Below are 15,332 nucleotides of genomic sequence, written 5' to 3' on the forward strand. Positions count from 1 at the left end.
TTTGAAAAACATTAGAGGAATTGAAAAGGCTTTAATAATAGCACTTTTACTTATACTAATGGTGATGCCTATTTTATGTATATTGTTAACTAGTATATTCTCTAATGGAAAGCTGGATATTAGTGCCCCTTTTTTAATGTTGTTCACTGGTGAAGTAAAGAACGTTTTTGTAAATACTATGGTTTTAGGCATTTTAGTGGTTATAACGACCACTGTATTTGCCTTACCACTAGCATTTATTATGACAAAAACATCCTTTGCAAAATATAAATGGTTGGAAGTAGTGTTAATGATTCCGTTCATGACCCCACCTTATATAGAGTCTATGGGATGGATTTTATTTATGCAGCCTAATGGATATTGGGATCAATTTATAAGGTTTCCAATAAAACTTAATCAGCATTTTTTTAATTTATTTGGTATGGTACTTGTAATGAGTCTTCAAATTTTTCCATTCCTATATCTTATTTTAAAAAATGCTATAGTTAAAATAGGCGTAAGTAAGGAAGAAGCTGCCTATGTTCATGGAGGTAAGAAATCTTATGTATTTTGTAAAATTACCATACCGCTTCTCATTTCTAGCTATTCAATAGGAGCATTATTAGTATTTGTAAAGACTATATCAGAATTTGGGACACCTATTACATTTGGTAAGAGAATAAGTTTTTATGTTTTAACTACTGAAATTCATCAATATGTTTCTAACTGGCCAATTGATTTTGCTAAAGCCACTGCTTTAGCATCAATACTTTTGACTACCTGCTTAGGTTTATGGTACATTAGCTCAATAGTTAATACACGATATTCTTATAATTTAGTAAGTGGAAAAGGTACAAGCGTAAAAGTATATAAGCTGACTATTTCAAAAAAAATTATAGCATGGATGTACGTTATTTTACTTTTAGGAGCATCAATAGGTATACCATATTTCTCAATTTTAATTGCTTCTATTATGAAGTTAAGGAGCGGAGGTCTTTCAATAAATAATTTGACATTCGATCATTATATTAAGTTATTGAGTACAAATTCAGACGGTATGAAAGCACTTTTGAATACCTTGGGAGTAGCTTTTATTGCAACTTCTATTTGCATGCTTTTAGGTACTATTTTTGCAATTTCTGTTAAAAGGTCTAAAAAATTATCAGAAAAGATAATAGACTTTTTTAGCTTATTACCAAACACTATACCAGGAATAGTTATGGTAGTAGGATTAATATTATTTTGGAATTCTAAATGGATGGTAGTACCTTTATATAACACCTATGGAATGGTAGTGCTGACTTATGTAATATTATTTATACCCTATACCGTACAATATGTTAAGGCTAACTATATTCAAATTGATGAAAGTTTATTTAATGCAGGAAGAGTTTTTGGAGGAAAAGGCTTTTACATTTTGAGAAGAATTACATTACCATTATTAGTGCCAGGAATGCTGGCAGGGTGGCTTATGACCTTTATAATTTCAATTAGAGAATTAGTGGCTGCCTTAATGATATTACCACCTTCCATGCAAACTGCCTCTACCTATATATATTCCCAATTTGAACAAGGGAATTTAAATCTTGGTATGGCAATGGCTGTTATTTGTGTAATCATTACTATAATTATGATTATGGTTATAAATAAGTTAAGTGGTCTATTAAAACTTGGAGGAACTATTTCATGACATTAAGTTTACAGAAAGCAGAAGAAATTTTTGAAGAAGCTAGTAGGATAAATTCAGGAGCATGGGTTAAGCATTCAAGAAATGTGGCTGAAGCTGCAAGGTTTATAGCGAGTAAAGACTTAGATCTTTATGAAGAAAAGGCATATATATTTGGGTTATTACATGATATAGGAAGGCACAAATATTTAAATGGGATGAATCACATACTGGAAGGATATAATTTTTTAATGGAAAAAGGCTATGAAGAAGAGGCAAGAATTTGTATGACTCATACTTTTGCTTTTAAGGATGTAAATGCTATATATGGACAGTGGGACTCTTCAGAAGCAGAGATCAAGATTGTAGAGAGATATATAAATAGTATTCAGTATAATGAATATGATTTATTAATACAACTTTGCGACTCACTTGCATTACCTAATGGTTTTGCCTTAATAGAAAAGAGATTCGTTGAAACTGCATTAAGGGTAGGAATTAATAGTTTAACTTTATGTAAGTGGAGGGCTGTACTTAATATTAAGAAATATTTTGAAGATAAAATAGGTCGTCCAATTTATGAGTTGTTACCAGATGTCGTACAAAATACTTTTGGAAAGTTAGAAGTGTAAAAATTGGTTATTCAACAACATAAAATAAATTTAAAAAAGTTTAAAAAGTATGTTGCAAATTATAAAATAAAATGTTATTATGGAAACGTAGTCATGAGAGAAACATCTAGCGATGGTTCATGAATACATTATAATGAAATAATAATATCTAGCATGTTACTGATTCGATCAGGCATAAGCATAGAGAAGTAAAATGATTTAATATTTATTCGTTATATCATATTTTTTGTACAGTTTTATAGGGTATTATCATATTTTTTATGATTTAATTTTAGTGTACAAATAGTGTGATGAAATGCGAATGTATTTTGTATTGTTTTATTTCCGATGCTTATGCCTTTTGTTTTTGTAACAAATAAAAAATAGGAGGTATAAAAATGGTAGGAATTATTCTTGCTAGTCACGGAGAATTTGCTGAAGGTATCTTGCAATCTGGTAAAATGATTTTTGGAGAACAAGAAAACGTTAAAGCCGTTACGCTGATGCCTAGCGAAGGACCGGATGATCTTAGAGCAAAATTGAAAGATGCAATTGCATCCTTTGACAACCAAGATGAAGTTTTATTCTTAGTTGATCTTTGGGGCGGTACACCATTCAACCAAGCGAATATGCTATTTGAAGAACACAAAGATAAGTGGGCAATTGTAGCTGGTATGAATTTACCAATGCTTATTGAAGCTTATGGTGCACGTCTTTCAATGGAATCTGCACATGAAATTGCGGCTTATATCTTAAACGCAGGTAAAGAAGGAGTTAAAGTTAAGCCGGAAGAATTGGAACCAGCAGATGCTGGTAAAACTTCAGGAGCGGGAGCAGGGCAATCTAATGCAGGTACACCTGGATCATTTGAATATGTTTTAGCTCGTATTGATTCTCGTTTACTTCATGGTCAAGTAGCAACTGCTTGGACAAAAACTGTGAATCCTACACGAATTATTGTCGTGTCAGATGATGTAGCTAGAGATAAACTTCGTAAGAATTTGATCACGCAAGCTTCTCCACCGGGGGTTAAAGCTCATGTTGTTCCAGTTGATCATATGATTAAGCTTGCAAAAGATGATCAACATTTTGGAGGGCAACGTGCAATGCTTCTTTTTGAAAATCCAAAAGATGTACTTAGAGCTGTAGAAGGCGGAATACCACTAAAGACAATTAATGTTGGTTCAATGGCTCACTCTCTAGGTAAGGTTCAACCAAGCAAAGTACTTGCTTTCAATCAAGAAGATATCGATATATTTAATAAGCTTAAACAAGCTGGACTTAATTTTGATGTTCGTAAAGTACCAAATGATTCAAAAGCAAATATGGACGAAATACTTAAAAAGGCACAAGAAGAATTAAAAAAATTAAAATAATCTAATTATTTAGAGAAAAAGGAGGATTAATAACCATGACTTTAAATATAGTTCAAATTATATTAGTCATTTTTATAGCATTTTTAGCTGGTGTAGAAGGTATCTTAGATGAATTCCAATTTCATCAACCGATAATTGCTTGTACGTTAATCGGCTTAGTTACAGGTAATTTACTACCATGCTTAATCTTAGGTGGTACTCTTCAAATGATTGCCTTAGGTTGGGCAAATATCGGTGCTGCTGTAGCACCTGATGCAGCGCTAGCTGCTGTTGCATCTGCAATTATTTTAGTTCTTGGAGGTCAAGGTGAAGCGGGAGTTGCTTCAGCAATTGCTATTGCTGTTCCTCTAGCTGTTGCAGGATTATTATTAACAATTATTTGTCGTACAATTGCTACAGCGTTTGTACACTTTATGGATGCTGCTGCTAAAGAAGGAAATATCAGAGCTATTGAAATGTGGCAAATCGCTGCTATTTGTTTACAAGGTGTACGTATTGCGATTCCAGCTGCTTTAGTATTAGCAATTGGAGCTGGTCCTATTAGTTCATTACTTGCTGCAATGCCTTCTTGGTTAACAGGTGGTTTAGCAATCGGTGGTGGAATGGTTGTAGCTGTTGGTTATGCAATGGTAATCAATATGATGGCTACAAAGGAAGTATGGCCATTCTTTGCAATTGGTTTTGTATTAGCAACTGTTTCACAAATTACACTTATCGGCCTTGGTGCAATAGGTGTGGCTTTAGCACTTCTTTACTTAGCACTTAGTAAACAAGGTGGCTCAGGTAATGGTGGAAGTTCAAATACTGGCGATCCTTTAGGGGATCTAATAGATAGATACTAAGAAGGGGGAGGAAACGAAAATGTCAAAAGAATTAAAATTAACTAAAAGAGACCGTCTTTCTGTTTGGTTCCGTTCATTTTTCCTTCAAGGTTCTTGGAACTATGAAAGAATGCAAAATGGTGGTTGGGCATATGCAATGATTCCAGCAATCAAAAAATTATATAAGACTAAAGAAGATAGAGCTGCAGCTCTAGAACGTCACTTAGAGTTCTTTAACACTCATCCATACGTAGCTTCACCAGTTATTGGTGTAACATTAGCTTTGGAAGAAGAACGTGCAAATGGTGCACCAATCGATGATGTAACTATTCAAGGTGTTAAGATTGGTATGATGGGTCCTTTAGCTGGTATTGGAGATCCAGTTTTCTGGTTCACTGTAAGACCAATTTTAGGAGCATTAGCTGCTTCACTTGCTTTAGCTGGTAACATTATTGGACCAATTATCTTTTTCTTCGCTTGGAATATCATCCGTATGGCATTTATGTGGTATACACAAGAGTTCGGTTACAAAGCTGGATCTCGTATTAGTGAAGATTTAACAGGTACTTTATTACAAGATATTACAAAAGGAGCATCTATCCTTGGTATGTTCATCTTAGGATCATTGGTTAACAGATGGGTATCTGTTAGATTTGCACCAGTAGTATCATCTGTTAAATTAAGTGAAGGTGCATTTATTGATTGGAGCAAACTTCCTGCTGGAGCAGAAGGCGTTAAGCAAGCTCTATTACAACAAGCATCTGGTATGTCATTAACTGATACTAAGGTTACAACATTACAAAATAACTTGGATTCATTAATTCCTGGATTTGTAGGATTATTAATTACTCTTCTTTGTATGTGGTTACTTAAGAGGAAAGTATCTCCAATTATCATTATTCTTGGATTATTTGTAATTGGTATTGTTTTCCACTTGATCGGTTTAATGTAACATTTTTACTTAGCCTAGGCTTCCAGCCTAGGCTTCTGTTAACATTAAGGCATATGAAAGAAAATAACAAGTCTCGATATGCCGTTAATATGCAGATGAATTGACTTATTATTTTCTTGATAATGCCTAAAGTAGATCAAGAGAACCGATTTTTACAATATTAATTAAATGTGTGTTACGTTTAATCCACTTCGAATAATTGATAATAACATGTAAAAAATATATAATAAAAATAAATGTGTATATAAGTAGAAAAGAGGTAGATCGGATGGTTCAGTCACTCAATACAAAGGTGGATCTAGCAATTGATGCAACAGCTTTTACAGGCTTTTCAGATTATGGTAAGATCATGATCGGTGACAAGGGTTTTGAGTTCTATAATTCTCGTGATTATCGTAAGTTTATTCAAATTCCTTGGGAAGAGGTTGACTATGTAATTGCATCCGTATTATTTAAAGGGAAATGGATTCCACGATATGCAATCCGAACAAAGAAAAATGGTACCTATACTTTTTCTTCAAAAGAAGCAAAAAAAGTACTTAGAGCTGTTCGAAATTATGTTGATCCAGATCGTATGGTTTATTCGTTAAGTTTTTTTGATGTGGTGAAACGAGCTGTGAGATCCATATTTAAGAAGAGTTGACAACCATTAATAATTGTTAAAATAAAAATTATCAAACTTAATAAAATAATTTTTTATTGGATTTTAAAGGTCATGCTTCGGATCCACTATAAAACCCACGACCATTTGTATATGGCTTAAATAGCTGCTTACAGGTGGTCGTGGTTTTTTATTATTGAAGGCAGTCCAATCTATAATGAATTTTAAGTAGAATATTTGTTTTGATTTTTATAGAGTGATATTACAGAGTTACAAAAGTAAACTCTAATGGGTTTTTATCAACTAACCTTGGATAAGTATATTTAGGATATCCAACCATTATAGCACCAGTTATTTTCTTATTTATAGGGATATTAAATAATTTAAGTAGTGGGGAATTATCCTTCATAGCAACTCTTTCAAACATTCCTGCCCAACATGAGCCTAATCCTAGAGTTGGTGCATATAGCTCTAAATATGTTAATGAAAGAATTGAATTTTCTCTTCCTCGTGGAAAGCTTGAATCAGCAGTTGCTAAGATAAGGCTGGAGGCTCCTCGTAAAATTGTATCAATTCCCTTTTCACGGTATGGTTTTGTAAAGTTACTTGATACATTGTCTTTTTCAAATTCTTCAATTACAATTTTAACAGCTTTATCAAGTATCTTTCTATCATCAATGATAGCATAAGATATTCCTTGAAGATTATGTCCACTAGGAGCAAAATGCGCAATATTAACAAGATTTATTAATTTTTCCCTCGGAACAGTAGTTTCTTTATATGAGCGGATTGAACGCCTTGAACGAATAAAGTTTTCTGCTTCCTCAGGACTTAGTTTTGGGAATTTTTTTGAACTGATTTGATTGGATAATGGTGTTTTTATATTATCAATTGCCTCCCTTGGGCATATAGCCACACAATGGCCACAGGAAATGCACTCTTCACCGCAAATTTCTTTAGGCCCATTTTCACTAAGTTCTAATACACTTTCTGGGCACTCATTTACGCATAAACCACATTTAATACATTTGTCTCGATTTATAGTTATCAAATTCATTTTTATCTTCTCCTTTATTTTAAGCATATTCCATCAAATAATAAAATCTATTTGATGTATATAGTTATGGAAAACTTATGATTTATATAATAAGCCTAATAATGTAAAACTAATTTTAAGTAAAATCTTTTTTAGTAGTATACAACTAAAAAAGTTTTTTTAATAGATGATAAATTATCATAGGATAAATAATCATATCATTATTACCAGTAAATAATTATTTTAGGTAGAGGGGAGCGCTATTTTTGATTATATTTTAAATAGTTTCTCAAATTATTGATGTGTTGGTTGATTCTTAGAGTTAAATACATTTGAAGATTTAGTACTGTTTTTTTCACTTAAAAGATTATTAGTAATTAAATAATAGATATACGCTAGTGAAAGTACGCTGCAACTTGCAATTGTGATTCCAATAACACCAAATGAATCATATACATAGGTACTTATCCATGAACCAAGAGATCCGCCTAAGTAATATCCAACCATGTAGAGGGAATTTAATCTACTATGATTTTTAAGACTAAGCTTGTAAATCCTTCCTTGATTTAAAGACATATTCATCCTTGAACCAACATCTAAAGTAAAGGTTATGAGAATTATAATTATAAGTTTAGACCAACCTATACCTAAGATTAGAAAAGAGATAAACATTATAGCTAAAGCAAAAAGATTCCATAAGCTTGCATTTTTACTGTTTGTAAGTTTTCCAGAAAATCCAGCTGCGAGTGCCCCTGCTATACCCAAGAAACCAAAGAGGCCAACTATTGCACTTCCATAATTATAAGGAGAATTTTCTAAAATAAAGGACAATGAAACCCAGAAAATATTGAATGCACAAAACGCAGCAGCACCAAAAACTATTGTTTCTCTTAATACTTTCTCTTTTTTTAATAATGGAGGTAGGGATAATATTATTTTTTTATATGAACTTTCTTTTTCCACGTTATCATTAGGAAGAGAAAAATATAGGTATACTGCAAAAATTAATAGAACTATTGCTGCAAATTCATGAACTCCTCTCCATCCAAATAATTGGCCAACAACTCCGCCTAATACCCTGCCGAGTAGAACTCCAAGAAATACTCCGGTTAATAAGTGACCAACTATTGCACCACGTTTTTCTGATGAAATATTTGACGAAACAAATGGGATTATAAGCTGTGCTGAAACACTGGAAAGTCCCATGAAAAATCCTACAATCACTATTAAGTTAAATGTAGAGACTAAAGTCATTAAATACAATAATGCAGCTGAACAGATAATACTTAAAATGATTAATAATTTCCTACTATATCTATCCCCCAGTGGAACAATAAACAATAATCCTATTGTATAGCCTATCTGTATAGCTGTTACAAGCTTACCAGATGATGAGGCTGAGACAAAAAAATCAGTGGAAATATTGGTTAATAAAACTTGATCGTAGTATAAATTGGCTACTATAATTGAACAAATAATTGATAAAATTAATAATAATTTGTTTGAAAAATTTTTGTTTTTCAAATCTCTATTCATTTTTACATCTTCCTCTCTATAAGGCATTATCAAAAAAATAACAAGTCAATCCACCTGCATATTTGGACTTGTTATTTTCCTTCATATGCCTATGTTATGAGAATAGTGTATAATGAAAATATTATTTTAAATAGAAGCTAAGTTATCATATGATTAATAATACTATGTTTAGAAGATAGGATGTAATTTTTATAATTACTCGCATTATCAATGATGATTAAATATAAATGGGAGGGACGGTAATGATATCTAAAAATAAAGAACTTGGGTTATTTTTAAAAAAGAAAAGATCCACATTAAGACCAGAACAATTTGGACTTAAATTCGATAAAAAAAGAAGAGTGAAAGGGCTAAAGAGAGAAGAAGTTGCAGATTTAGCAGGAGTAAGCATTGACTGGTATGTGCGTATTGAGCAAGGACAAAATGTTAATCCCTCAATCGATGTGCTACTTTCTTTGAGTAGGGTTTTACAATTAAATAATGAAGAAAAAAGATATTTATTTAATTTGTCAGATAAAAAATTACCTATGGAAGACTTTACTACCGTTACTATTTCTAATACATTACAAAAATTCTTGGACAATCAAAATCCTAGCATAGCTTATGTTACTGATAGCAAATTAACAATGATTGGATGGAATATGGCGGCGCTAAAAGTTTATGGTAATTATGAAGACATGAATGAAAAAGAAAGAAACTCAGTTTGGAGAGCTTTTAATGATAATTATCTAAAGGAATTATTAGATAATTGGGAGGGACATTCTAAATTACGTGTTGAACAATTGAGAGCAAATTACAGCTATTATGAGAATGATAATACAATAAATGAGATTATAAGTGAATTAAATAAAAAGAATTCTCTATTTAATAAATGGTGGAATAATCAAGGTATCATGGGAACACCAGAGGGGCAAAAACTTTTACATCACCCTTTAGTAGGAGATTTATACTTAAGCTATATTTCATTTAAGTCTACAGAAATAGAGGGGGCAAGTATAACTATTCAAATGCCCATAGATGATGATACAAAAAATAAATTAGAGCAGCTTATGTTAACATAAATTGATGCTGTAAGAAATTGGTGTGCTTCATTATTTACTGATAGAGCCATACTTTATAGATTACAAAATAAAATTGAGCATGAAAAGCTTCATATCTCTGTGGTAGTCCAAAAGATCTTATGATAAGTAATCCTCAGGGAACAGGTGCGTTTGTGAATAATTACATTAAGCAACGTGAAAAGGATATATTGGAAGAAAAAATGTGAAAATTTTAATTGCAAAATATAGTATAATATTTGTTATAATATATAAGAAGCATAGTAATAGAATATAAATTGCCACCCAATTAATGTATACAAAGAACAATTTTTGTATTTAATAATTACTAATATAATAATAGATGAGGGATACAAAGAGATGACAATAGAATTAGAAAAATATTATAATAAATTTTGTGAGGACAAAAGATTAACGAGAAAATATGCGCAGGTTGAGTTTTTAACTTCAATGAAATATATTCATGAGTACATAGAAAATAATGAGAATTCCAAAATTTTAGATGTTGGTGCAGGTACAGGAAGATACTCTGTGCAATTAGCAAATGAAGGATATGATGTTACTGCGATTGAACTTGTTAAGCACAATTTAGGCATTTTAAAGTCAAAAGGAAGTACAGTAAAAGCTATGCAGGGAACAGCATTAGATTTATCACGATTTTCTGAGAATACTTTTGACATGACGTTGGTGTTTGGTCCGATGTATCATTTATATCAATTTAAGGACAAGGTTAAAGCGTTGCAGGAGGCAAAAAGAGTAACTAAGCCTGGCGGTTTTATTTTAGTAGCATATTGTATGAATGAATATAGTGTATTAACATATGGATTTAAGGAAAATAATATTCGTGAGTGTATTGATAATGGGAAAATTAGTGAGGATTTTCATGTTATATCGGAACCAGAAGATTTATATGATTATGTAAGGGTTGAAGATATTAATAAGCTAAATGAAGAAGTAAGCCTTAAAAGGATAAAATTAATTGCAGCAGATGGACCAGCTAATTATATGCGACCTGTTTTGAATGCAATGGATGATGATACCTTTAGAATTTTTCTTGAGTATCATTTTTCTACGTGTGAAAGACCAGATTTGTTGGGTGCAAGTGCACATACGTTAGATATTTTGAGAAAGGAATAAGGAAAAGAGAAGGAGATAGAGTAGAACTTATTATATTAAGTAAGTCCTACTCTATAATTTTATATTCTAGATTCATAAAAAGTAACTTCCAGTGAATTTCTATCAACTAACCTTGGATAATTATGTTTTGGATATCCTACCATAACTGCTCCGGTTATTTTCTTATCTTCAGGAATATTAAATAATTTAAGCATTGGAGAATTAACCTTCAGTGCAACTTTTTCAAAGACTCCAGCCCAGCAAGAACCGAGTCCAAGTGTTGGAGCATATAATTCCAGGTATGCCAATGAAAAAATATAATTTTCTCTTCCTCTTGCAAAATTAACATTTATCTTTATTTACTGTAATTAAACTCATGACTTAACCTCCATTGATAAATAATACTTAAATTTGCAAAAATATAATTTTATGACTTATTCCCAGTTTTGTGTAGAATGATTGCTATAATTTGAGTTGCCATTCCAAAAGTGCAGACACCATACCAGCCAAAGAGAGAATAACTGTAAGAACCTAAGAATGAACCTAAGGCACCTCCAAGAAAAAAGCTTACCATGTATATAGTAGTTAGCCTATTACGTGTTTTCTCATTTAAGGATTGCACTATTGATTGGTTTGAAACATTACAAGATTGTACACCTAAATCTAAAAGAATAACGCCCAAAATAAGTCCTAGCATTTTGAAACCAAACAAGAAGAATATAAAATAAGAAATTGTAACTATAATTATGCATATGCTTATTGCTAATCTAGGACCTTTTTTGTCAGCAAGTTTTCCGACAATTGGGGCTGCCAGAGCACCACTAATTCCAACCAATCCTAATAATCCAGCTGACTCAGAGCCTAGGTTGTAGTGAGAACTTTCAAGTAAGAAAATTAGGGATGTCCAAAAAGCACTAAAGGCTGCAAACATAAGGGCACCATTAAGAGAAGTTCTTCTCAAAACAGGTTCTGTTTTTATTAGATGTATCAATGATTTTAATAATTCAGTATATTTCAGATCAGATGTTGGTTTACATAAAGGAATTAGTTTTCTTAAAATAATCATAAGAGCAAGCATCATGATTGATGCAATAAGATAAACTATTCTCCAGCCAAAGTATCCACCTAAGATACCGCTGACTGTGCGAGAAAGCAATATTCCTACAAGTAATCCGCTCATTATTGTACCAATAGTTTGTCCTCTTTGCTGTGGATTTGATAGTTGTGCAGCTAAAGGTATAATGAGTTGCGGAATAATAGAAGTAAACCCGACAGCAAAGGAAAAAATTGTTAAAATATATATATTTGGAGAGAAGAACATACCTATAAGCGAGATTATTGAGCACAAAAGCATTATTACGATTAAGTTTCTCTTCTCTTTTATATCTCCTAAAGGTAATATGAATATCATTCCAACTGCATAACCAATTTGAGTAAGCATAGCTGCAAAGCCTATGCTTAATTGGTTGACATCAAAAGTTTTTGCTATATCAGCTAAAAGAGGTTGAATATAATATAAATTTGCTACAGTAAGCCCACAAGCTATTGACATAACTAATATTAATAACTTAGTTAATATGGGCTTTGCTTCAAGATTATTTATTAATGAATTTGCTTTTATAGAAGCATTATTTGCTTGATACATTTTTAAATCACTTCCTCAGATTATAATAAATTATTTGATTGAATTAATGCTTAAAATTATTTAAATGGATAGGGAATACCATAATTTATTTAATAAAATTAGTGAAAATCTTTTCTTCTCGTTCAGGTTCGTTGATAATTCCTTGTCCATTCTTAATAAGTTTCATAAGCCAAGCCATATTTTTTCCTAATATCCTCATTATTTGTTTTCCTTCTTCGTCATGCATTACCTCACCGGGTAATCTTCCATTAATAACATTCCAATAGTTTGAAGTAGGGATTATCATTTCAGAATGATTAATGTAATTATTAAGTTGATCGAAGGTTGGAATTCCACCTGCGCGTCTTACTGCAACCACTGCTACGCCAACCTTAAGTCTTAACATACTATCAGTTGCTTCTGCTACACGAAAGGATCTATCTAAAAATGACTTCATTGTACCAGCAATTGCTGAATAGTGTACTGGTGAGCCTAAGATTATTCCGTCAGCATCTTTCATTTTTTCAATCCATTCATTAACAGGATCGGTGGAAATAGCACACTTTCCATTTTTATTTTTTGTGCAATATCCGCAAGCGATACAGCCTTTTAGAGATTTATTTCCTACGTGAATTATTTCTGTTTCTATTCCTTCATTTTCTAGTTCGTCAGTAACTAATTTTATTCCATGATAAGTATTTCCTTCTTTACTTGGACTTCCGTTAAATGCTATAACTTTCATTGATTTTTCCTCCTCATATATTAAAAAGTGTATTAATTAGTAGATATTAATTGACTGATGATAATTATTATTTCCATTAGGTATTTGAATAATTCGAGTTTTTAAAATACCAAAGCACGTATAAAACTGAACGTTTAGTTTATAAATATATAATATACTAAACGTTCAGTATTGTAAATAGTTTTTTAAATAAAAAAATTTTATTTTGTGTTGAGGAGTTATACAAAGAAGTTTATGATTAGATCCGATGAGTGTTAGACATCTAAAATTTATAACGGATAATTGATAACTATAATATATATAGTATAATAGACGTATAGTTTACTAAGTATGCTACTATAAATTAATTACAATGGAGGTAATTATAATGGAGAAAAAATTGGGACGTCCACGAAGTGAAAAAACTAAAAATGCTATTCTTTCAGCTGCATATGACTTATTGCTTGAAAATGGCTTTGGAGCTGTTACAATTGAAAAAATTGCTGAAAGAGCTGAAGTTAGTAAAGCTACTATTTATAAGTGGTGGCCAAATAAAGCAGCTGTTGTTATGGATGCTTTTTTTGATGCAGCTGTTGTGAGACTTCCGGTACCCGATACAGGATCAGTTATTAGTGATATGATAATTCAAGTGAAAAATCTAGCGAAATTTTTACTTAGCCGCGAGGGGAAAGTAATTAATGAGATAATAGCAGAAGGACAATCTGATCAAAAGTTAGCTGAAACTTACCGAACAGTATATTTTAAACCTCGTAGACTTGATTCAAGATATATTTTAGAACGCGGGATTTTAAGAGGAGAACTAAATAAGGATTTGAATATAGAATTAGTTATGGATTTAATATTCGGTCCGTTATTCTATAGAATATTAATAACAGGCGATGTAGTAGATAATGAGTTTATAGATAATATGATAAATTATGTATTTAAAGGTATAAATAGAATCTAATAGTTATTGGGGTTTAGTTAAACGTAAAGAAAGTGGAACTATCAATTAGGATTTTTTATTAAGTAGATAAGCATTAATTTTGAAGAATGAATATTAAAGATAAGAGGTAAGATGGCACAAAGAACTATAAATCTAAAAAAGACTAAGAAAGAGCGAATAAAAATCAAAAATTTAAATGAGTTCAAGGATGCATTAATAAGAGAAGGGTATAAAATAAATGAATTAAGTGAAGAAAAATTTAAAGAGAAAATCACAAAAACTTTTAAAATAGATAATAGTGTGACAGAAAAATTATATTCATGTATAAAGGACAATGAGATTACTTATAAAGCAAATAATATAAGGGATTTCATTGATTACATAGAAAAAATCATATTGTTTGAAAGTGAACATAACAAACTATGCAAAAAACTAAGTAAAATAGAGAAACTACATATAGATAGAATTGAATATGAACGGGAGCTAGGGTCTCGAGATAATGTTGAGCATATATTAAATGTCATAAAAAAAGTAAAAAGTGATGCATCTAAAATAATAAGTGATGAAGAAAATGAAAAATTAGATGACTTGGAGAAGAAGTTAGATAAAGATTATCTTTATGCAAAGGATATAGAATTATTAAAAAAAATGATTCTTATTAGAAAAGATTGTGTAAAAGAAAAATATAATACTAAAACTAAAACCAAGACAATATCGATAGAAATGCCTAAAAAAATAAATTATCCATATATTCCGGTAAATATAGGAACTGTAGAATATCACCAACATTTAAGCAGCAATATACCAAGAATTCAACGACTAACAAATAATATAAATAAATATATGCAGTTTGATGAAAAAGAAAAAACAACATTTAAGATAGACCAAAGCAAAGCGTTACAGGATTCTATAAATATAGCAGTAGCAGTATATGATAATAGGGAATTTAAAGCGATAAGTGGCAGTAATAATATATTAGATTATTGTGCAGCGCCACCACCTGAAGAGGCGATTTTTAAAAGTAGTAAAGTTAATAAATTAGGTGAATTAGGAATAGGGTATGACAGAATTAACGATAGTGAAAAAAAGATATTTGAGGAAATACATAAACAAATAGAAGCAAAAGTATTGAAGAATGAAGGAGATCTTATTTTGTATAGTAAATGGGAACCGTGTCCTAGCTGCTATTTTGTAATTAGTCAGTTTTGTGGAAAGCATCCTAAAATAAAAGTACGGGTGAAATATAGTAGAAAATATGGTGAATAACGGAATAGATGTTGGATATTTAT

14 protein-coding genes and 2 pseudogenes are annotated in these 15,332 nt (G+C 31.2%); 11 read left to right on the top strand and 5 right to left on the bottom strand.

The window, feature by feature from the left end; translation table 11 throughout:
* Position 1 precedes the first annotated feature (1 nt).
* From CLCHR_RS06280 to CLCHR_RS06305, 6 genes are all read left to right on the top strand, one after another.
* Positions 2-1,669 (top strand): ABC transporter permease, encoded by a 1,668-nt coding sequence (locus tag CLCHR_RS06280; protein ID WP_207652306.1) that lies wholly within the window; start codon positions 2-4, stop codon positions 1,667-1,669.
* A complete protein-coding gene (locus CLCHR_RS06285; RefSeq protein WP_079438850.1) occupies positions 1,666-2,277 on the top strand; it encodes an HD domain-containing protein in 612 nt (203 codons plus the stop codon). The genes CLCHR_RS06280 and CLCHR_RS06285 overlap by 4 nt, the downstream gene beginning before the upstream one ends.
* Before the next feature lie 377 nt (positions 2,278-2,654).
* The gene (locus tag CLCHR_RS06290; RefSeq protein WP_079438851.1) at positions 2,655-3,632 is read left to right on the top strand and encodes a mannose/fructose/sorbose PTS transporter subunit IIA; all 978 of its coding nucleotides are present in this window, start codon (positions 2,655-2,657) and stop codon (positions 3,630-3,632) included.
* A 35-nt stretch (positions 3,633-3,667) separates the two neighbouring features.
* Positions 3,668-4,474 carry a PTS mannose/fructose/sorbose transporter subunit IIC gene (locus CLCHR_RS06295; RefSeq protein WP_079438852.1) on the top strand — a complete coding sequence of 269 codons (807 nt, stop codon included), beginning with the start codon at positions 3,668-3,670 and terminating at the stop codon, positions 4,472-4,474.
* A 19-nt stretch (positions 4,475-4,493) separates the two neighbouring features.
* Positions 4,494-5,405 (top strand): PTS system mannose/fructose/sorbose family transporter subunit IID, encoded by a 912-nt coding sequence (locus CLCHR_RS06300; protein ID WP_079438853.1) that lies wholly within the window; start codon positions 4,494-4,496, stop codon positions 5,403-5,405.
* 268 nt (positions 5,406-5,673) lie between these two features.
* Entirely contained in the window at positions 5,674-6,048 is a 375-nt protein-coding gene (locus tag CLCHR_RS06305) for a DUF956 family protein (RefSeq protein ID WP_079438854.1), read from the top strand.
* A 220-nt stretch (positions 6,049-6,268) separates the two neighbouring features.
* Here the strand turns inward: CLCHR_RS06305 and CLCHR_RS06310 are convergent, their stop codons facing one another.
* Together CLCHR_RS06310 and CLCHR_RS06315 are read right to left on the bottom strand one after the other, a co-directional pair.
* Positions 6,269-7,063, bottom strand: a complete 795-nt coding sequence (locus CLCHR_RS06310; RefSeq protein ID WP_079438855.1) for a nitroreductase family protein — start codon at positions 7,061-7,063, stop codon at positions 6,269-6,271.
* A gap of 273 nt (positions 7,064-7,336) precedes the next feature.
* On the bottom strand, positions 7,337-8,578 hold the full coding sequence (locus tag CLCHR_RS06315; RefSeq protein WP_079438875.1) for an MFS transporter: 1,242 nt from the start codon (positions 8,576-8,578) through the stop codon (positions 7,337-7,339).
* Between the two features lie 242 nt (positions 8,579-8,820).
* Between CLCHR_RS06315 and CLCHR_RS06320 the strand changes: the two genes are divergently transcribed.
* The 3 genes and pseudogenes from CLCHR_RS06320 (at position 8,821) to CLCHR_RS06330 (ending at position 10,773) form a co-directional block, all read left to right on the top strand.
* On the top strand, positions 8,821-9,639 hold the full coding sequence (locus CLCHR_RS06320) for a helix-turn-helix domain-containing protein (protein ID WP_079438856.1): 819 nt from the start codon (positions 8,821-8,823) through the stop codon (positions 9,637-9,639).
* Positions 9,640-9,759 (top strand): annotated as a pseudogene (locus CLCHR_RS25425) (PEP/pyruvate-binding domain-containing protein); the annotation flags it as partial. It lies immediately after the preceding gene.
* Positions 9,760-9,996: 237 nt separating this feature from the next.
* Positions 9,997-10,773 (top strand): class I SAM-dependent methyltransferase, encoded by a 777-nt coding sequence (locus CLCHR_RS06330; protein ID WP_079438857.1) that lies wholly within the window; start codon positions 9,997-9,999, stop codon positions 10,771-10,773.
* A 59-nt stretch (positions 10,774-10,832) separates the two neighbouring features.
* Here the strand turns inward: CLCHR_RS06330 and CLCHR_RS06335 are convergent.
* The 3 genes and pseudogenes from CLCHR_RS06335 to CLCHR_RS06345 all read right to left on the bottom strand — a co-directional run.
* Positions 10,833-11,102: pseudogene (locus CLCHR_RS06335) on the bottom strand (nitroreductase family protein); the annotation flags it as partial.
* A gap of 77 nt (positions 11,103-11,179) precedes the next feature.
* Complete coding sequence (locus CLCHR_RS06340; protein WP_079438859.1) at positions 11,180-12,397, bottom strand: MFS transporter; 1,218 nt, start codon at positions 12,395-12,397, stop codon at positions 11,180-11,182.
* Between the two features lie 85 nt (positions 12,398-12,482).
* Positions 12,483-13,118, bottom strand: a complete 636-nt coding sequence (locus CLCHR_RS06345) for a flavodoxin family protein (protein ID WP_079438860.1) — start codon at positions 13,116-13,118, stop codon at positions 12,483-12,485.
* Between the two features lie 367 nt (positions 13,119-13,485).
* Between CLCHR_RS06345 and CLCHR_RS06350 the strand changes: the two genes are divergently transcribed.
* Together CLCHR_RS06350 and CLCHR_RS06355 are read left to right on the top strand one after the other, a co-directional pair.
* Positions 13,486-14,064: a TetR/AcrR family transcriptional regulator gene (locus CLCHR_RS06350; RefSeq protein WP_079438861.1), complete on the top strand. Its 579-nt coding sequence runs from the start codon at positions 13,486-13,488 to the stop codon at positions 14,062-14,064.
* A 111-nt stretch (positions 14,065-14,175) separates the two neighbouring features.
* Positions 14,176-15,309 carry a deaminase domain-containing protein gene (locus CLCHR_RS06355; RefSeq protein ID WP_079438862.1) on the top strand — a complete coding sequence of 378 codons (1,134 nt, stop codon included), beginning with the start codon at positions 14,176-14,178 and terminating at the stop codon, positions 15,307-15,309.
* The last annotated feature ends 23 nt before the right edge of the window (positions 15,310-15,332 follow it).

The organism is Clostridium chromiireducens (assembly GCF_002029255.1).
Lineage (GTDB): Bacteria > Bacillota > Clostridia > Clostridiales > Clostridiaceae > Clostridium > Clostridium chromiireducens.